An 18,697-nucleotide genomic window follows, 5' to 3' on the forward strand; every position below is an offset into this window, starting at 1 on the left:
TCATCCGGTCCCTCCCTGGACTCTGAAGTCTCACAACCTCAGCATCCCCGGTCCGGACCGGATGGACAACCTAATGAAAGCTCACAGCTAGCGGCTCGAACACGGCCGGGAACTCCGCGGACGCGGGCGGCAATGGTGCGGGCGATGCCGGAGACACAGGCTCGCCGGCGACTCCGGGTTCGAGCGGCAAAGGCGACACTTCCGGTCAATAGCCATTCACCTCTTGCCATGACGGCGCCTACATGCGCCGCCCGCCCTCGTGCGGTTTGATCACTCGACGCCGAGCTTTTCCTTGACGATCGCGTTGACGGCCTTCGGATTGGCCTTCCCGCCTGTCGCCTTCATGACCTGACCGACGAACCAGCCCGCAAGGCTCGGCTTGGCCTTGGCCTGTTCGACCTTGTCGGGGTTCGCCGCGATGACCTCGTCGACGGCCGTCTCGATGGCGCCCGTGTCGGTCACCTGCTTCATGCCGCGGCTCTCCACGATCTCGGCGGGGTCGCCGCCCTCCTCCCAGACGATCGCAAAGAGATCCTTGGCGATCTTGCCGGAGATCGTTCCTTTGCCGATGAGGTCGAGGATCGTGCCGAGCTGCCGTGCGGAAACCGGCGTTTCGTCGATACCGCGCCCATCCTTGTTGAGGGCGCCGAGCAGATCGTTGATCACCCAGTTCGCCGCCAGCTTGCCATCTCGCCCTTCCGCGACCTGCTCAAAGAAATCGGCGATCGCCTTTTCCGAAACGAGAATCGAGGCGTCGTAGACGGAAAGACCCAGTTCCGTGACGAAGCGGGCGCGCTTGGTATCAGGCAGTTCCGTAAGCTCGGCCGCCAGTCCCTCGACGAAGGCGTCGTCGAATTCGAGCGGCAACAGGTCCGGGTCGGGGAAATAGCGGTAGTCGTGGGCCTCTTCCTTCGAGCGCATCGCCCGCGTCTCGCCCTTGCCGGGATCGAAGAGGCGGGTTTCCTGGTCGATCGTGCCGCCCTCCTCCAGAATGGCGATCTGGCGTCGCGCCTCGTGCTCGATCGCCTGGCCGACGAAGCGGATCGAGTTTACGTTCTTGATCTCGCAACGCGTGCCGAAACCCTCGCCCGGCCGGCGCACCGAGACGTTCACGTCGGCGCGCATGGAGCCTTCGTCCATGTTGCCGTTGCAGGTGCCGAGGTAGCGCAGGATCATGCGAAGCTTCGTGAGATACGCCTTCGCCTCGTCGGCCGACCGGATGTCCGGCTTTGAGACGATCTCCATCAGCGCGACACCCGTGCGGTTAAGATCGACGCAGGACATCGACGGATGCCGGTCGTGGATCGACTTGCCGGCGTCCTGTTCGAGGTGCAGCCGCTCGATGCCGATCTCGATTTCCTCGAACTCGCCCTTGCGGTCCGGCCCGACAGAGATGACGACCGTCCCCTCGCCGACGATCGGATCCTTGAACTGGGAGATCTGATAGCCCTGCGGGAGGTCGGGATAGAAGTAGTTCTTGCGGTCGAAGACCGACCGGTTGTTGATCTTCGCACGAAGCCCGAGACCGGTTCGCACGGCCTGGCGCACGCATTCCTCGTTGATGACGGGAAGCATGCCGGGCATCGCCGCGTCGACAAGCGCGACATTCGCGTTCGGTGCCTTGCCGAATTCCGTCGATGCGCCGGAGAAGAGCTTGGCGCGGCTCAGCACCTGCGCATGAACCTCCATGCCGACGATGATCTCCCAGTCGCCGGTCACCCCCGGAACGGTGCGCTTCTGGTCGAATTGGCGGGCGTCGATGATCGTCATGGATTGGCCTGTCGGTCTGAATGGTGCGGTCTGGCTAGAGCATTTTCCAGCCAGACTGATCCAGTCTGGCGTCGTGATCAATGCGCAAAACAAAGGGATAGAGCGCTGGCCTGTTTCAGTCAGGTCGCAGAGCGCTCTAGACGAGAAGAAACGGGCTGGCAAGCGGCCGGCATCCGGCCGAATTCTCGTTCAGCCCCTGTCGGCCTCGCGGCGGATGAAGTCGGCTTCGGCGCGGAAATCCCCGTCGAAGGGTTCGCTTCCAGCGCGTCGGTACCAGTAGGCGGCGTTGGATCGGTCGCCTTCCATCCGATGGCAAAGCGCGTGGAGCTGGTCGAAGAGCGGTTGTCCCTCGTATTGCTGGGCGATCTCGTGGGCGCGTTCCCATCCCTTTCCCATGCGGAAATCGTCTTCGGCGAGACCGTCGAGCGCATCGAAGAGCGGGCGTCGCGGATCATCGGACATCGGCAAGCTCCTTCGTCATGAAGACCGTCGCCACATCCCGGTCGAGCGAGGGCGAATAGCGGTCGCTGAGCGATGAGATACGGTAGCCCCGTCGCTTGTAAAGCTCGATCGCCGGGATATTGCGCGCATGGGTGTGAAGCTCGGCCGTTTCGTAGCCGAGCCCGACGATTTCCGCTTCGAGCGCGGCCAGTACCGCCGAACCGACGCCCTGCCCCTGATGATCCGGATCGACCCACAGATCGCTGATCTCGTTCCGCCGGTTTTCCCGCGCGCCCCATCCGGCGACCGCCACATTGGTTTCGCCGACGAGGATCAGGCTGCGGTGCTCGTGGCAGAAGCGCTCGTAGCTCTGCCGCACGGCCGGTGCGAGTGCGGCGGTGCTTTCGCCCCAGCTGGCGACGGCGGCAAGCCATGCCGCGTAGCCGATTTCGGCAAGCAGGCCCGTCTCGTGCGGATAGGCATTGCGCACCGTGACCAAACTCGCCGCTCCCTTCGCTGCGTTCGACAAACCCTAACGGAACGACCGCAAGCGTCGAACTGCTGGCGGGACGGCGCGCCGCGAAGCTTTGCCTACCACCACCGCTCCGGCGTGAATCGGCCCGCCGCCTGCTCGATCGTATGCGCCGCGCGGAACAACGTCTCCTCGTCGAACGGCCGGCCGATGAGCTGCAGCCCCAGAGGGAGGCCCTTCGCGTCGAGCCCGGCCGGCACCGAGATGCCGGGCAGTCCGGCCATGTTCACGGTGACGGTGAAGATGTCGTTGAGGTACATCTTGACCGGATCGGCGGCCATCTCCGCGTCGTCGATGGCAAAGGCCGAGGACGGCGTGGCCGGTGTCAGGATGGCATCGACGCCGTTTTCGAAGGCGAGGTCGAAGTCGCGCTTGATCAGCGTGCGCACCTTCTGCGCCTTCAGGTAATAAGCGTCGTAATAGCCGGCCGAAAGCACGTAGGTGCCGATCATGATGCGCCGCTTCACCTCGGCGCCGAAGCCTTTCGAACGTGTGCCCTCGTACATGTCGACCACGTCGTCGGACTGCTCTCGCAGGCCGTAGCGCACGCCATCGTAGCGCGCGAGGTTCGAGGAGGCCTCGGCTGGGGCGACGATGTAATAGGCGGGAAGCGCGTATTTCGTATGCGGCAGCGTGATGTCGACGATCTGCGCGCCGGCGTCCTTCAGCCAGTGGATCCCGCGCTGCCACAATTCATCGATCTCGCCCGGCATCCCTTCGATGCGGTACTCTTTCGGAATGCCGATCTTCAGACCCTTGACGGACTGGCCGACGGCGGCCTCGTAGTCCGGCACGGGACGGTCAAGCGACGTCGTGTCCTTGTCGTCGACGCTGGCCATTTCCTTCAGCATGATCGCGGCATCGCGCACGTCGCGCGCGATCGGGCCGGCCTGATCAAGGGAGGATGCGAAGGCGACGATGCCCCAGCGCGAGCAGCGGCCATAGGTCGGCTTGATGCCGACCGTGCCCGTGAAGGCTGCCGGCTGGCGGATCGAGCCACCGGTGTCCGTTGCCGTCGCACCGGCGCACAGGAAAGCGGAGACCGCCGTCGCCGAGCCGCCGGACGAGCCGCCGGGCACGAGGTTCTCGTTCGACTGCTTGGACCGCCAGGGATTCGTGACCGGACCGTAGTACGATGTCTCGTTCGACGAGCCCATGGCGAACTCGTCCATGTTGAGCTTGCCGAGCATCACCGCGCCGGCATTCCACAGATTCTGCGTGACGGTCGATTCGTAGGGTGGCGTGAAGCGGTCGAGAATGTGGCTGCACGCCTGGGTGTGCACGTCCTTCGTGGCGAAGAGATCCTTGATGCCGAGCGGAATGCCTTCGAGCGCACCGCCGTCGCCCTTCGCCAGCCGCTCGTCGGAGGCCTTCGCCATCGCGCGGGCCTTGTCCTCGGTCACGGTGACGTAGGCGTTCAGCTTCTCGTTCGCGCCCCGGATGGCCGACAGATAGGCGTCCGTCAGCTCCGCGCTGGTGAACTCCTTTTGCCGCAGCTTGTCGCGTGCTTCGGCAATGGTCAGGCTGGTCAGATCGCTCATCGGGAAAGGGTCTTTTCGTAGAATCGGGAATAGCCGGAATCGGGATAGTCGAGCACGGCGCCGCAGGTTGCAAAACCGCCGCGCTCGTAGACGCGCCATGCGGGTTCGAACCCTTCGGCCTCGCCGGTTTCGAGAACGAGGCGGTTGATCGCCCGTTCGGCGGCGAGCGTCTCGACCGCGGCAAGAAGTTTCGAGCCGATCCGCTGCCCGCGCACGGCCGGCCGCGTGAACATACGCTTTACCTCGCCGAGCCCGCTGCCGTGCTCCTTGAGCGAGGCCATGCCGACCGCCTTGCCGTCTTCAGTGCGTGCGACAAAGGTCGTAAGCCCCGGCCCGGCCATCTCCTCGACGGTGAGCTGGAACTGGAACTCGCGCGGCGTCAGCGGCATCATGGTCGCGTTCAGATCCTCGACCATAACGCGCACATCGTCCTGAAGCGGGGTTTCGATGCGGATTTCGACCTTCAAGGCCTACTCCACCACCTTGGGAACGAGGAAGAAACCGTCGTCGGAAAGCGGTGCGTTGGCGGTGATGGCCTCGGCCTGATCGCCTTCGGTGACGACGTCCTGGCGCTTCTTCATCGTCGTCGGCGCGGCCGACGTCATCGGTTCCACGCCCTCGACGTCCACTTCGTCGAGCTGCGCGACGAAGCCGAGGATGGCGTTCAGTTCGCCTTCCATGCGCGCGGCCTCCTCGTCCGTCACGGCGATGCGCGACAGGCGGGCCACGCGTTTGACGGTTTCGGTATCGACGGCCATTGCGTGTCTCCGGAAAGCGGACGGATGGAGAGCGCTATAGCGGCGCCGCGCCGATGCCGCAACGGGTCGGCCGCGAATCCGACGGGCCGCACCGCAAGCCGGTGCGACCCGCCGGATGCATCAAAGCTCGAACGGTTCGCCGATCTTCGGCACACGGACTTCGGACTTGCCGCCATCCATGCCTTTGACGAAAAGGTCGGCGTTCTGGTCGATGATCGGAAACGTCCCGTAATGGCAGGGGACGACCGTTTCGAACGCGAAGTACCGCCGGCAGGCGAGCGCCGCCACGGCTCCGCCCATCGTGAAGCGGTCGCCGATCGGCACTAGGCCGATCTTCGGCTCGTGCAACTCGTTGACGAGGGCCATGTCGCCGAAGATGTCCGTATCGCCCATATGGTAGAGCGTCTTGTCGTTCGGGAAGTGCAGCACCAGCCCGTTGGGGTTGCCGAGATAGATGTTGTCGCCGAAGGAGGAGGAATGATGGGCCTGGGTGAAGGTCACCGTGAACTCGCCGCACTCGACGGTGCCGCCGGTATTGCCGGGATTGGTGTTCGCCGAATCGACGCCCTGGCCGGCGAGGTAGTTGCAGACCTCCATGTTGGATACGAGCATGGCGCCGGTCTTCTTGAGGATATCGGCCGCATCGCCGATATGGTCGCTATGGCCGTGCGTCAGCAGGAGATGGGTGATTCCCTCGCCTGGTTCCTCCCATCCGCCGTTCCAGGACGGATTGTCGGTCAGGAAGGGATCGATCATGATGCGCGCGTCGCCCGTTTCGACGCGAAAGGCGGAATGGCCGTACCAGGTGATTTTCATCGGCTTCAGGTCCTCTTTTCCTTCATTGCATGCGGCCATATGGAGCAAGCGATCCCGAACGAAAGAGCGAGCCCGCCGTGCCGTTGACGAAACTCGAAGACCTGCCTGCCATCGAACGGAAGACCCTCGCCGGGCTCGACCTCGGCACGAAGACCGTGGGCCTTGCCGTATCGGACCTTTCCCATCGCTTCGCCACGCCCCGTCCGGTCCTCAAGCGAGGCCGCAAGTTCACCTTCGATGCCGATGCGCTGGCGGCGTTCTTCGAACGCGAGACCGTCGGAGCCGTCGTCGTCGGCCTGCCCGTCAATATGGATGGCACCGAGGGGCCGCGCGCGCAGGCGACGCGGGCGTTCGTGCGCAACATGGCGGCACGATGCGACCTGCCCTTCGCGCTGTGGGACGAGCGGCTTTCCACGGTGGCGGCCGAACGTGCGCTGATCGAGATGGACGTTTCGCGAAACGGGCGCGCCGAGCGGATCGATTCGGCTGCGGCGGCCTTCATCCTTCAGGGCGCGCTCGACAGGCTTTCGGCACTTTCGGCAGGCTCGGCGGGCTGAGCCGCAACGATCCGGCGTGCATTCCACCACGCGAAGACCCGTTTTCTCCGGCGCAGCACCACGAGGGCCATCAGGACCGTGGTGTCGAGCGCGAGCGCCTTGAGGACCAGCGGCGGGATCGATTCGGGTGGAATGCCGAGGATATTGCCGTAGATGCGGAAGACGAGGTCGTGCATCTGGCGGGAAAAGAAGAACATGCCGAAGTTGAGGTCGTAGTAGGAAAGCCCGTACCACAGGCCGAGAAAGCCGATCGGTCCGGCCCAAAGGATCAGGAACCACTTCATGGCGCGGCCACGCGGGAAGCGCCGCCTGCTTCCAAGGCCGCCCTCCTGCCGGTCGTCGTTTCGGCAATCGCTTCGCGCACCGGATCCGTCCTTCCTGAGCATCGTCTGCTCGGTTGGTAACCCCACGGTGGCCGGAATGCTCCGGCTCGGCAACGTCAACGTTCCATTAAGGTTAACGAAACCGGTCAGGCAGGCGCGGCGTCCGCCGCTTGGTTGCACTGCCGCGGAAAATGGCCATAACGGGCCGGCACCGCGAGCCAGCCTTCATGATCCCCATATTCGAAAGCATCGTCCCGGTCTTCCTGATCGTCCTCCTCGGCGTGGCATTGCGGCGCTGGCGGGCCATCGACGCGGGCTTCTGGCGCGGGCTGGAGCAGATGGGCTACTACGTGCTCTTCCCCGCCTTCCTGTTCCAGACGCTCTACACGGCCAATTTCTCGAACGTGCCTCTGGTCCGCGTCGGGGGAAGCGCGCTCCTGTCCGTGTTCCTCGTCTCGTTGCTGCTTCTCCTCGCATGGCCCCCGCTGGCGCGCCGCGGCCTCGCTCCGGCAAGCTTCACGACGATATTCCAGACATCGAGCCGCTGGAACGCTTTCGTCGCGCTGGCGGTGGCGGAAAAGCTCGCCGGGGCCGAAGGCGTTGCCGTCGTCGCCTTCGTGATGGCGGTGATCGTGCTGCCGATCAACCTCGTGAATGTGAGCGTGCTAGTCTGGTTCAGCAACAGCGACCGGCAGTGGCTGAGCTTCGTGCGGCGCATCGTGACGAACCCGGTGGTGCTGGCCTCGCTCGCCGGCCTCGCGGCGCGTGCCCTGCCCTTTGCGATCTATCCTCCGGTCGACGAGGCGATCGCGCTCGTCGGCCGGGCGGCCCTCGGCCTTGGGCTGATCATGGTCGGTGCCGGCCTTCGGATCGAGGATGCGCTGCGGCCCGGCTCGGCCTCGCTCGGCCCGCTCGTCGTCAAGCTCGTCGGCTTTCCCATCCTGATGATGGCGCTCGGGACCGCTTTCGGTGTCGACCCGGCGAGCTTCTACATGCTCGTCCTGTGCGCAAGCGTGCCTACGGCCATGAACGGCTTCGTGCTCGCCCGCCAGCTCGGCGGCGACGCACCGCTCTACGCCGTCGTGACGACGCTTCAGGTGATCGCCTCCTTCTTCACGATTCCCGGCATGCTCTGGCTTGCCAGCGTGGTTGGCGGATAATCCGCGAAGCGGGCCCTGAGCCCGGCGGACATTGCGGCTCACATAAGGAATGCGCCGCACGATCCGGTGGACCGTACGGCGCTCGTCTTCACTTCGACGCCCGGCGGGATACTTCCGCGCCGGGACGTCCGTCTTCGATCAGGACTTGTTGTCGGCGGCAGCGCTGCGCGCCTGCTTCAGCCAACCGTCGACCTCGTCCTGATGATCGCCGATCCACTGCTTGGCCTGCTTCTCGAGATCCTGCGGACTGTCGGCGCCGTTGTTCATCTTGGCGTTCTGGGCAAAGATGTCCTCGACCGGGATCGAGACGTTCTGCAGCAGCGACTTGACGGCCGGGTTGTCCTTCAGGAACTTAGTGTTGGCCACGGGCCGGATATCGTTGGCCGGCAGGCCCATCATGCACGGATCGTCGGAACAGCCGGTGACGTTCTTGACCTTCGCGGCGTCGGCAAGATCGCTCTGCGCCTTCGGCAGCTTCGTTTCCTTGACCTGCAGCCAGACGACGTCCTTGCCGGGCTTCAGTTCGCCCACGGTCCAGTTCGGCGTCCACGTATAGAAGATAACCGGCTTGCCGTTCTTGAAGCGGGCGAGCGTGTCGGCCATCGCCGCCGCGTAACCGGCCGTCGACAGGTCGACATTGTCGGCCACCCCATAGTGCTTCATCTGGTATTCGATGATGTTCTGGCATTCCCAGCCGGGCGGGCAGGAAACCATGTTCGCCTTGCCGTCGCCCGTCGAATCGAACAGCTTGGCGATCTTGTCCTTCTGCAGGTCGCTGACATACTTGATGTCGTACTTGTCGGCCGTCTTCTTGTCGATCAGATAGCCCTGGAGCGCGCCGCCCTTGGCCACGTAGCCGATGTTCTGCGCGCGACCGTTGAAATTGTCCTCGAAGGGGTTCTGGTTGGGAAACCAGCCATTGACCCACAGGTCCATGTCGCCCTGGGCGACCGCCTGATAGAAGGCGGCATTCTGCAGCGTGGTGACCCGGCTGACATCGTAGCCGAGCTTCTGGAAGAGCTGCTTGTAGACTTCGGCCTGCCACCAGCCCGTATCCCAGTTGGCCCGCGCCATCTTGATCGTCGTGCCCTCGCCGGGCTTCGCGTTGTCCTTGGCGGCGGCGCCAGCGGGCACGGCAAAAGCCATGCTTGCGGCGGCGAGCGCCATCGTGGTCGTGCGAAGAATGGAATGCATGCGAAGTGTCCCCTTCGTTTACGGGTCGGAGGCGAAAAACCTCCGCTCAAGAAAACATGCCCTCGCGGCGGTGCGCGAAGACGTGAAACGATGCCGTTCGCGGCTTCCGGAGCGGGACCCCGGAAGTGCACGGCTCGTGAGGCAACGCGAGGGATTGCGTGAGGTTCACAATTTTCCCGGACATGCCGCTTTCAGCGGCGCCGCCGACGGCCACGTTCGCCGCGACGGATCGAATAGCCGGTCGCTCGAAGAGTTCGCCGGCGCTCGGGAAAGGCCCGGCTCGCAGTCTTCTTCGGTGAGCCGGCGCGCGACCCGAATGCCGCGGTCGCGAACCGCGATCGAGGGCATTTCCAAGCCGGCGAAACAGTTCTACCAGGCCATCGCGCGGCCTGGGAGCGCCCTAGAATTCGACGCCCACCTGCGCCTTCACACCCGATCGGAACGGATGCTTGACCATCGTCATCTCCGTCACGAGATCGGCGAACTCGACCAGCTCGTCCTTCGCGTTGCGTCCGGTGATGATCACATGCGTCATCTCCGGCTTACCTTTCAGCGTCTCGATCACCTCGTCGACCGGCAGATAGTCGTAGCGCAACACGATGTTGAGCTCGTCGAGCAGGACCATCCGGATCTCCGGGTCCATGATCATTTCCTTCGCCCGGTCCCAGGCAGCGCGCGCAGCGGCGATGTCGCGGCTTCGGTCCTGCGTTTCCCAAGTGAACCCCTCGCCCATCGTCGCCGTCGTCACGCGGTCCGGAAAGGCTTCGAGCACGGTCCGCTCGCCCGTTCCCCACTTGCCCTTCACGAACTGGACGACACCGACCTTCATGCCGTTGCCGAGCGCGCGGAAGATCATGCCGAAGGCCGCCGTCGACTTGCCCTTGCCCTTGCCGGTGTGGACCATGACGAGGCCCTTCTCGATCGTCTTGGTGGCGATGATCTTGTCGCGCGCGGCCTTCTTCTTCTTCATCTTCTCCGCGTGGCGCGCGTTCAGTTCCTCTTCGGTGAGATTGGCGAGCTTTTCGGATTTTTCGGCCATGGTCGTCTCTCTTCGTGTCGCGGATGGGTTCGTTCGATCCAAAGATCGCGCCGGTGTTCTGCCCCTACTCTCGTGTCGGCAAGCCGTCTCCGGGGATCATCCACGAAAGACGCTCTCCGTAAAAGTCGTGGCGCGTCGGCCGCAGATCCTCCGGCGCGTCGAAGGCCGCGACGTAGAGGTCGATCTGGTCGGCTCGTTCATCCGTACGGTAGGAAAGCGGCGAACCGCAGGTGCCGCAGAAGCTGCGCGTAACACCCGGCGAAGAGGCGTATTCCTGCAGCGTATCTCCTTGAAACACTACCCGTTCGGCCGGAAAGCAGGCGAAGACCGTTGCCGGCGAGGATGTCGCGCGGCGGCAGCTTTCGCAGTGGCAGAACGTCACCCATTCGGGCTCGCCTTCCGCGGTGAAGGTCGTGGCGCCGCACAGGCACCGTCCGGTTCGCGTCACGGCGTTTCCTCCCCGTTTGCGATGGCTCTCAGATCGAACTGCGCCGAATTCGACTTAGGCTGCCACAGGCCGCGCTCGATCGCCTCGGCAAGCCGGTCGGCCATCTCTTTCAGCGCCGCCGGGTTCTTCTCTTCCATGAATGCGCGAACCCGCTCGTCTCCGACGAAGGCCTGATAGACCGCCTCGAAGTGATGGTCGCGCACGGCCCCCGTCGTCGCGGAAAAGGCGAAGAGGTAATCGACGGTCGCCGCGATCTCGAAGGCGCCCTTGTAGCCGTGGCGCATGACGCCATCGATCCATTTCGGATTGACGACCCGCCCGCGCACCACGCGCCCGATCTCCTCTTCCAGCGACCGGATCACGGGGCGTTCGGGCCGCGAATGATCGTTGTGATAGACCGGCGGGCGCGTACCCCTCATCGCCTCGACGGCGGCCGTCATGCCGCCTTCGAACTGGTAGTAGTCATCGGAATCGAGGAGATCGTGCTCGCGATTGTCCTGGTTGTGGACGACGGCTTCAAGCGAGCCGAGCCGGGCCTCGAAGGCGCCGCGTTCCGGCTCGCCCTCGCTACCGGCCCCATAGGCGTAGGAGCCCCAGACCATGTAGGCCTCGGCGAGATCACCGCGCTCGTCCCAGCCCTTCTCGTCGATCAGCGCCTGCAGTCCGGCCCCGTATGCACCGGGCTTGGAGCCGAAGACGCGGTGGCCGGACCGGCGCTCGGCTTCGCCCGCCTCCGTCCCCTCGGCCTCCAGCGCGGCCCGCTCGGCCCGCATGCGCTCGGCAATCGGGTTTTCGCCCTCGTTCTCATCGAGTGCACCGATGGCGCGCACCGCGCGATCGAAAAGCGCGATCTGGTCCGGGAACGCGTCGCGGAAGAAGCCGGAGATGCGCAGCGTGACGTCGACGCGCGGCCGTCCGAGCGTCGCCGGAGGAATGATCTCGTAGCCCGTCACCCGGCGCGAGGTGTGGTCCCAAACCGGTTTCGCGCCGATCAGCGCCATCGCCTGCGCGATGTCGTCACCGCCGGTGCGCATGTTGGACGTACCCCACGCCGTCAGCCCGAAGGAGGACGGCCAGTCGCCATGCTCCTGCGTGTAGCGCGCGACAAGCATCTCGGCTGATTTCCGGCCGAGCTCCCAGGCAGCCGGTGTCGGCACCGACCGACTGTCGACGGAATAGAAGTTGCGCCCCGTCGGCAACACGTCCGGCCGCCCCCGCGTCGGCGCGCCCGAAGGCCCGGGCGGCACGAAGCGACCGGCAAGGCCGGTGAGCAGCCCTTCGATCTCCGCAGGGCCGGAGCGGACGATCGACGGCTTGATGCGCGTTTCGATCGCTTCGAGCACGGCGCGCGTGGCCATCCAGTCCGCCGGACAGGCCGTTTCGCCCGCGACGAGCTTCGCCGCCAGAAGCTCGATGCGCTCGACGGTATCGCCCGCCGTCCGCCATGGATCGTCGCCAAGATTGGCGAGAATGGCCGGGCGCAGGCCGCGCCACGGCTGTGCCATGTCGCAATCCAGCGGATCGAACGCCTCGGCGCCCGATCTCTCCCCTTGCTGGGGAGATGTCGGCGAAGCCGACAGAGGGGGGTGAACCCTCTCCGCACGATCGCCAACCGCAGCACTTGTCGCAACCTGCCCCCCTCTGCCCTGCCGGGCATCTCCCCCGCATGGGGGGAGATCGGGTGTGGCGGATGCTTCGGCGTTGCGGGAGCGCGAGGAACTTGCGCCGGCCCCCCCATCCGTCTCGCTGCGCGAGCCACCCTCTCCCCGTTGGGGCGAGGGGGTCGTGCGGCCAGCGCTCCGCTCCCCCTTCTCCCCACCGGGGAGAAGGTGGCCCGAAGGGTCGGATGAGGGGCTGAGCCCCAGGTCCCCGGCGATCGCTCGCTGAAGGCTCGCCTCCCCGGCCGCATTTCCACGCGGCACGCGCGCGAGGGCGACGGTCAGGTCCGTCAGCAACCGGCCCTCCGGCGCGCGGCCGAAGATATGCAGGCCGTCGCGGATCTGCACTTCCTTCAGATCGCAGAGATAGGCGTCGAGCTTTTCGAGCGCGGTGTCGTCGGCCTCGCCGGCCGCGATGCCCGCATCGGCATCCAGCCCCGTGTCGCGGATGAGATCGAGGATCTGGCCCCTGAGCAACCGCAACCGCCGCGGATCGTTGCCGGACGCTTCGTAATACTCGTCGACCAGCGCCTCGAGATCCCTCAGCACGCCGTAGCTTTCCGCGCGGGTGAGCGGCGGTGTCAGGTGGTCGATGACGACGGCGGCGGTGCGGCGCTTGGCCTGCGTGCCCTCACCCGGATCGTTCACGATGAAGGGATAGAGCTGCGGCACGGGACCATAGACGGCCTCCGGATAGCAAGTCTCCGACAGCGCCAGTGCCTTGCCGGGCAGCCACTCCAGATTGCCGTGCTTGCCCATATGGACGATGGCGTGCACGCCACAGGTCTCGCGCAGATAGGCGTAGAAGGCGAGATAGCCGTGCGGCGGCACGAGGTCAGGCGAATGGTAGGTTTCCTTCGGGTCGATGTTGTAGCCACGCGCGGGCTGGACGCCGATCAGCGTCTCGCCGAAGCGAGCGAGCGGCAGGCAAAAGCGCCCCTCGGCAACGAAGGGATCGTCGACCGGATCGTCCCAGCGATCGGTGACTTCGTCTCGAACGCGCTCGGGAAGCGTTGCGAAGAACGCCCGGTAGGCGTCGAGCGACATCGTTTCGCGGATCTCGCGCGCATCGATGGCGGCGTTGGTCGGGCCGGCCATCAGATGAGCGATCAGCGCATCGCCATCTGCCGGCAGGTCGGCGACCGGGTAGCCCTCGGCGGCCATCGCCCGTAGCGCCTCGATGGTGCCGGCCGGCGTGTCGAGGCCGACGCCGTTGCCGAGCCGGCCGTCGCGGTTGGGGTAGTTGGCAAGCACGACGGCGACCCGGCGCCGGGCTGCCGGCGTGCGCGACAACCGCGCCCAGTTCGCCGCAAGCCGCGCGACGAAGCGGCAGCGACCGGCGTCCGGCTCGTGCGCGACGATGTTCGCCTCGGTCGCCGCGTCGTAACGGGCGGCCGACTTGAAGGAGACCGCGCGGGTCAGCACCCGCCCGTCGACCTCCGGCAGCGCAACGTTCATGGCTAGGTCGCGTGCCGCAAGACCCTGCGCCGAGGTTTCCCAAGCTTCGTGCGCAGAAGCGGAGAAGACGGCCTGAAGCACGGGCGCGCCCGCCTCGTCGAGCACGGTGGGCGTTCGTTCGCCGCCCGGCGCGGAAACGGCAAAGCCGGTGGCGTTGACGACGACGTCAGGCGGGGTGCGGGCGAAGAGCGTGCGCAGCGTGTCGACGGAGACCGGGTCCTTGAGGCTGGCGACGAAGACCGGCAGCGCGCGCATGCCCTCGGCTTCGAGCGCCCGGCACAGTGCCTCGACCGGCTCCGTCTGTCCGGATTGGACGAGCGCGCGGTAGAAGCACACCGCGACGGTCGGCTTGGTCTCCTCCGTTGCGATCCCGATCGAGGATGATGCGGCTTCAGCGGAAGATGCGTGGGCTTTGGCTTGTGGAGACGTGCCCCCCTCTGCCCTGGCGGGCATCTCCCCCGCAAGGGGGGAGATCGGAAGTGGCGAGGCCTGGGCTTTATCCGATCGAAGAGTGTGGTCAACATCACCCCCTCCCGCGCCTTCGGCGCGAACTTTCCCATTCAAGAGGGAGGTCCATGCCTGTGGTACGGCCTCCGCGCGATCCCATAGGCCTGCCTTCAGCAGGGGCGCCGCGGTCCCCGGCTTTTCGCCGCCTTCGATCAGGGCTACGCAATAATCCAGAAACGCGGTCGCATTCGCCGGACCGCCCTCGATCAGGTAATGCCAAAGCGCTTCCCGGTCGTTCGCATCCACCGTCGAGAACGCGGCCAGCCCCTCGTCCGGCTTGTCGTCGCCGGGCAGCACGGCGAGCGCGATCCTGTGCGTGACGGCAGCGGCGTGAAGCGCTTCCAGCGCGTAGGCGAAATAGCTGGCGCCGCCGAGGGCGCGCACGACGATCAGGCGGGCATGGCGGGCGGTGCGCTCGACATAAGTGTCGACCGACATCGGATGCTTGAGCTGCATCAGGCTCGCGAGCCGGAGCGACGGGCGCGACCCCTCCTGCCCCTGCGCGGCAGCGAGCGAGGCGAGTTCGGTGTCGGCTGCGGACAGCACGCAGACGTCACCCGGCGTCTGGCCGAGATCGATGGCCTCTTCGCCGTCGGCGATCGTGCCTTTCTGGGCTAGGAGCAGGTGCATGGTCTCGGTGTGTCCGGTGCCTCTATGGTTGGTTCGGTGGGTTGCGCTTCTGACGACCCATCCACGCTCGTCGACGGGATGCGGGGTTGGATACTCGGGTCAGGCCCGAGCATGACGGGCGGAGAGGCTATGGCTTCCGCCGTAGCTCAGCATCCCGTCTCGCCCGCCGCAGTGCCTTCCAGGATCGTTCTAACCCAGTCGTTGCTACCCTATCCGGCGTCATCCCGCCCCCCTCTGCGTCATCCTAGGGCTTGACCCTAGGATCCAACCACGCACGTCGCGCGGATGGTGGGTTAGATGCTCGGGTCGAGCCCGAGCATGACGGTTGAAACAGCTTACCTACGCCGCTTCGGCCTCCTCCAGCGCACCGGCGATCGCATCCCGCACAGCCTGTTCGTCCATCTCCGAAAGCCCGATGACCACCAGTCGCGTCGCGCGCGTTTCGGCCGGTGTCCATGGACGGTCAAAATAATGGTCGATGCGGCTGCCGACGGCCTGCACGACGAGGCGCATCGGCTTTCCGGGAACGTCGACGAAGCCTTTGAGCCGGAGGATGTCGTGCGCGTCGATCACGCCCTGCAGGCGCTCGGCGAAGGCGGCCGGTGAAGCGACCGGACCGAGTTCGACGACGAAGCTCGCGAACTCGTCGTGGTCGTGCTCGGCGCCGTCTTCGTGTTCGAGTTCGTGATGCGACTTGCGGTTTTCGATGTCGGCTTCCGTGCCGACGCCGAGACCGAGCAGCACATCGGCCGGCACACGGCCATTGTGGGCTTCGATCAGTGTCGGCGTGCGGCGGGTCTTGCCCTCGATCTCGGCACGAACGGCAGAAAGGCCGTCGGAGTCCAGAAGATCGGCCTTGTTGAGGACGATCAGATCCGCGGCGGTGAGCTGGTCCTCGAACAGTTCTTCGAGCGGGCTTTCGTGATCGAGCGACGGGTCGACCTCGCGCTGCGCGTCGACCTTCGACGGATCGTCGGCAAAGCGGCCGGCGGCGACCGCCGCGCTGTCGACGACCGTCACCACGCCGTCGACGGTGACCTGCGTCTTGATGCCCGGCCAGTTGAAGGCGGCGACGAGCGGCTGCGGCAAGGCGAGGCCGGAAGTCTCGATGACGATGTGGTCCGGCCGGTTCTCGCGCTGCAAGAGCTTTTCCATGGCGGGAATGAAGTCGTCGGCGACGGTGCAGCAAATGCAGCCATTCGTCAGTTCGACGATGTCGTCCTGCGTGCAGGTTTCGTCGCCGCAGCCGGCGAGCACCTCGCCGTCGACGCCGAGGTCGCCGAACTCGTTGACGATAAGCGCGATCCGCCGGCCGCCGGCATGGCCTAGCATGTGGCGGATCATGGTCGTCTTGCCGGAGCCGAGGAAGCCGGTGATGACGGTGGCGGGGATCTTCGCGGTGGTCGGCGTATTCATGGCTGGATCATCCCTTGAGCGTGAGTGGCAGGCCGGCCGCGATGAAGGTGACGGTGTCGGCACGTGCGGCGATCGCCTGGTTCAGCCGGCCGGCGTGGTCGCGAAAGCGCCGCGCCATGGCGTTGTCCGGCACGATGCCGAGGCCGACCTCGTTGGCGACGAGGATCGCCGGGCCGTTCAACGCGGCAACGGCGGCGACCAGCGCATCGATTTCGGCATCCATGTCCGCCTCGGCGATCATGCGGTTCGTCAGCCACAGCGTCAGGCAGTCGACGAGGAGGATGCGCCTCTCGCCGGCCTCCGCCGAGAGCGTACCGGCAAGATCCGCCGGTGCCTCGATGGTGGTCCATGCCGGTCCGCGACGCGCACGATGGGTGGCGATGCGCTCCGTCATCTCGTCGTCGAGCGCCTGGGCGGTGGCGATGTAGAGGGGAGCGAGCCCCGTTTCCGCGACGCATCGTTCGGCGAAGGCCGACTTGCCGGAACGCGCGCCGCCGAGGACGAGGTGCGTTCCGGTTCGCGCCGTCACGACGCCCTCGCCGACGCCTCTTCGGTGGCGAAGCGTTCGGTGAAGAGGCCCATCAGCCCGCCGAGCACCAGCCAGAAGAAGAGCGTCGTCGCCAGCGCCGAGGCCGCGAAGGCGGCGGCGAGGCCGGCCGGCACCGGGCTTTCATGGGTCGGCGGCTGTGGCGCGCCGACGATCTGCGGTGCAGCGACGAGAACGACGCCGAGCGCCTTCGCCCACCCCTCCGGCCGCATGGCCATGAGGTAGATCCCGGCGCCAGACGCCGCGACGGTGGAAAGCCACCAGATCTGGCGAGCCGTCAGGTCGGCGGCGGGCATGGCGGGCAGTTCCGGCGGCAGGCCGAAAGCCGGCAGGAGGTGGACGGCGAGCCATGCGCCCGCCCCCCACAACACTCCGGTGCGTGCGGTGATCGTGTTGCCGGTCAGGAGAACGACGGCGGCCAGAAGCAGCGCGTAGCCGGCGCCAACGACGAGGTTCGCCATGATCGAGCCGGCGTAGCGGTCGACGCCGAAGAGCCTCGTGTTGCTCCCGTCATGGCCGTGCGCCTCGCCGGAATGGGCGTAGGCGGGCGTGACGAGGTGCAGACCGCCGGGCGTTTGCATGGAAGCGGCATCATGGCCGCCGTTTTCGTAGATTTCCGCGTGTTCGATCAGCGGAACGAGTCTTGCCTGCTGGACGCCCGTCATCAGGACGCCCGCGATCAGGCCGGCCGCGATTACGGCCAACAGCATGCGTGCGATCATGCGCTCGACACCTTTTCCAATTGCTTAGCCGAGGTCGGACCGATGCACATGACGTGCACGTTCGGTCGCAACCGTTCACCGGTCTCGTGAAAGCCGTTTTCAGCTTTCAGCAGAGACGGCTAGTGGCAGGGAAAGCCGTAGGAATGGCGCGTGTCGTGCGCGGTGTCGTGCAGCGTCTGCGCATGCGACAGGCCGGCGCCGTAGATCAGGAAGCTGCCGACGAGCAGGGCAGCGAGACCAGCGACGAGCCGATCGCTGAGCGTGAGCGGGAAAGACGACGTTAGCGTCCGGTGAGCCATGACAACCTCCGTGAATGGCCGGCGGGGAAAGCCTCCCCAAGCGCGGGCGGGATCGCCCTTCGGACGGCAGGTCTCCTGGCTCGCGGGTCCGCGCGATTTCTCGCGCACGGGTTCCCTCGCCTTCCCGGCATGGTTCGCGGCGATGAAGGGGGACGATTCGTAGACGCTAGAGGCGTCCGCCCTGGTTGCTCATGCCGCCACGCCAGTGGCTTTTCCGATGCCTTCGACCGCTTCCGCCCACCCGGCACAACGCCGGCCGGCCACGGAAATCGCTTATCCGGCACCGGATGGAAACCCTCGCCACTCTACAGTCGCGGGGTCGGCTGCGATAAAGGCGCCCTGCTTGGGTCCACCCGTCGCATTCCCTTTTCATCCCCGACCGGAACTACCGGTCCGGGAACCATCCGGGGTCGAGTGTTACGTGCGGTGCGCGGGGGTGTCAATCGCTTCCCATCGGTCCGCCATCGGAGCACGGCGTTACGGGACGGGACGAAAAACGGGATACATGTCATCCGAAGCGGATCTCAAGGCTTCGAACGAGCAAATTATTTCACGTGCTCTCGAACGCACGCATTGTCGTGCCTGAACAACGGCTTGCCGATCATTAAACTCTTAACAATCGATGAACGTACCGCAGCGCAGCGACGATTTCTTCTTCACAGACGCCGAAGTGGAGTTATTTTCCGTGTCTGGCGCGGTTTGCGCGGTCCGTCCGGACAGCTGGTCGTCTTTCGATCGGCTTCTCTGGCACAAGGATGACTGACATGGAACTCGCACGTTCGTTCAATGTCCTCATGGTCTGTGCTGCGTTCGCCTTCGTCGGGGTCATGCTTTTCGTCTGAGCCCCGTCAGCGTCCGGCACTAAAATATCTTAACAGTCG

The 18,697-nt window shown here is 65.6% G+C and carries 18 protein-coding genes and 1 riboswitch; of the genes, 2 read left to right on the forward strand and 16 right to left on the reverse strand.

The genetic code is table 11. The features are described from left to right. Positions 1-270: 270 nt before the first annotated feature. From gatB to FJU11_RS12335, 7 genes are all read right to left on the reverse strand, one after another. Positions 271-1,770: an Asp-tRNA(Asn)/Glu-tRNA(Gln) amidotransferase subunit GatB gene (gatB, locus tag FJU11_RS12305; protein WP_141167363.1), complete on the reverse strand. Its 1,500-nt coding sequence runs from the start codon at positions 1,768-1,770 to the stop codon at positions 271-273. A 189-nt stretch (positions 1,771-1,959) separates the two neighbouring features. After that, entirely contained in the window at positions 1,960-2,232 is a 273-nt protein-coding gene (locus FJU11_RS12310; protein WP_141167364.1) for a hypothetical protein, read from the reverse strand. Then, complete coding sequence (locus tag FJU11_RS12315; protein WP_235891018.1) at positions 2,222-2,701, reverse strand: GNAT family N-acetyltransferase; 480 nt, start codon at positions 2,699-2,701, stop codon at positions 2,222-2,224. Before FJU11_RS12315 ends, FJU11_RS12310 begins: the two co-directional genes overlap by 11 nt. A gap of 101 nt (positions 2,702-2,802) precedes the next feature. After that, complete coding sequence (gene gatA / locus FJU11_RS12320) at positions 2,803-4,284, reverse strand: Asp-tRNA(Asn)/Glu-tRNA(Gln) amidotransferase subunit GatA (RefSeq protein WP_141167366.1); 1,482 nt, start codon at positions 4,282-4,284, stop codon at positions 2,803-2,805. Further along, positions 4,281-4,751, reverse strand: coding sequence for a GNAT family N-acetyltransferase (locus FJU11_RS12325; protein WP_141167367.1), 471 nt, complete (start codon positions 4,749-4,751; stop codon positions 4,281-4,283). Before FJU11_RS12325 ends, gatA begins: the two co-directional genes overlap by 4 nt. A gap of 3 nt (positions 4,752-4,754) precedes the next feature. Continuing rightward, positions 4,755-5,042, reverse strand: a complete 288-nt coding sequence (gene gatC / locus FJU11_RS12330) for an Asp-tRNA(Asn)/Glu-tRNA(Gln) amidotransferase subunit GatC (protein WP_141167368.1) — start codon at positions 5,040-5,042, stop codon at positions 4,755-4,757. 120 nt (positions 5,043-5,162) lie between these two features. Next, the gene (locus FJU11_RS12335) at positions 5,163-5,858 is read right to left on the reverse strand and encodes a metal-dependent hydrolase (protein ID WP_141167369.1); all 696 of its coding nucleotides are present in this window, start codon (positions 5,856-5,858) and stop codon (positions 5,163-5,165) included. A 77-nt stretch (positions 5,859-5,935) separates the two neighbouring features. Between FJU11_RS12335 and ruvX the strand changes: the two genes are divergently transcribed. Continuing rightward, positions 5,936-6,415: a Holliday junction resolvase RuvX gene (gene ruvX / locus FJU11_RS12340; protein WP_235891012.1), complete on the forward strand. Its 480-nt coding sequence runs from the start codon at positions 5,936-5,938 to the stop codon at positions 6,413-6,415. Here the strand turns inward: ruvX and FJU11_RS12345 are convergent. Beyond that, positions 6,364-6,699 carry a DUF6105 family protein gene (locus FJU11_RS12345; protein ID WP_141167424.1) on the reverse strand — a complete coding sequence of 112 codons (336 nt, stop codon included), beginning with the start codon at positions 6,697-6,699 and terminating at the stop codon, positions 6,364-6,366. The genes ruvX and FJU11_RS12345 overlap by 52 nt on opposite strands. Positions 6,700-6,965: 266 nt before the next feature. Here FJU11_RS12345 and FJU11_RS12350 point away from each other — a divergent pair, with 266 nt between their 5' ends. Further along, entirely contained in the window at positions 6,966-7,898 is a 933-nt protein-coding gene (locus tag FJU11_RS12350) for an AEC family transporter (RefSeq protein WP_141167371.1), read from the forward strand. Positions 7,899-8,036: 138 nt separating this feature from the next. Here FJU11_RS12350 and proX read toward each other — a convergent pair whose 3' ends face one another. From proX to FJU11_RS12390, 8 genes are all read right to left on the reverse strand, one after another. Beyond that, the gene (gene proX / locus FJU11_RS12355; RefSeq protein ID WP_141167372.1) at positions 8,037-9,092 is read right to left on the reverse strand and encodes a glycine betaine/L-proline ABC transporter substrate-binding protein ProX; all 1,056 of its coding nucleotides are present in this window, start codon (positions 9,090-9,092) and stop codon (positions 8,037-8,039) included. Positions 9,093-9,492: 400 nt separating this feature from the next. Continuing rightward, complete coding sequence (cobO, locus tag FJU11_RS12360; RefSeq protein WP_141167373.1) at positions 9,493-10,131, reverse strand: cob(I)yrinic acid a,c-diamide adenosyltransferase; 639 nt, start codon at positions 10,129-10,131, stop codon at positions 9,493-9,495. 64 nt (positions 10,132-10,195) lie between these two features. Continuing rightward, positions 10,196-10,579 (reverse strand): GFA family protein, encoded by a 384-nt coding sequence (locus FJU11_RS12365; RefSeq protein WP_141167374.1) that lies wholly within the window; start codon positions 10,577-10,579, stop codon positions 10,196-10,198. Continuing rightward, the gene (cobN, locus tag FJU11_RS12370) at positions 10,576-14,832 is read right to left on the reverse strand and encodes a cobaltochelatase subunit CobN (RefSeq protein ID WP_141167375.1); all 4,257 of its coding nucleotides are present in this window, start codon (positions 14,830-14,832) and stop codon (positions 10,576-10,578) included. The genes FJU11_RS12365 and cobN overlap by 4 nt, the downstream gene beginning before the upstream one ends. Positions 14,833-15,171: 339 nt before the next feature. Beyond that, positions 15,172-16,248: a cobalamin biosynthesis protein CobW gene (gene cobW / locus FJU11_RS12375; RefSeq protein WP_141167376.1), complete on the reverse strand. Its 1,077-nt coding sequence runs from the start codon at positions 16,246-16,248 to the stop codon at positions 15,172-15,174. 7 nt (positions 16,249-16,255) lie between these two features. After that, a complete protein-coding gene (gene cobU, locus FJU11_RS12380; protein WP_141167377.1) occupies positions 16,256-16,777 on the reverse strand; it encodes a bifunctional adenosylcobinamide kinase/adenosylcobinamide-phosphate guanylyltransferase in 522 nt (173 codons plus the stop codon). Next, entirely contained in the window at positions 16,774-17,517 is a 744-nt protein-coding gene (locus FJU11_RS12385) for a CbtA family protein (protein WP_141167378.1), read from the reverse strand. Before FJU11_RS12385 ends, cobU begins: the two co-directional genes overlap by 4 nt. Before the next feature lie 119 nt (positions 17,518-17,636). Further along, positions 17,637-17,816 carry a CbtB domain-containing protein gene (locus FJU11_RS12390; protein ID WP_141167379.1) on the reverse strand — a complete coding sequence of 60 codons (180 nt, stop codon included), beginning with the start codon at positions 17,814-17,816 and terminating at the stop codon, positions 17,637-17,639. A 48-nt stretch (positions 17,817-17,864) separates the two neighbouring features. After that, positions 17,865-18,236, reverse strand: a riboswitch (cobalamin riboswitch). Positions 18,237-18,697 lie beyond the last annotated feature (461 nt).

Origin of the sequence: Pararhizobium mangrovi, from assembly GCF_006516965.1 — a bacterium.
GTDB classification, from domain to species: domain Bacteria; phylum Pseudomonadota; class Alphaproteobacteria; order Rhizobiales; family Rhizobiaceae; genus Pararhizobium_B; species Pararhizobium_B mangrovi.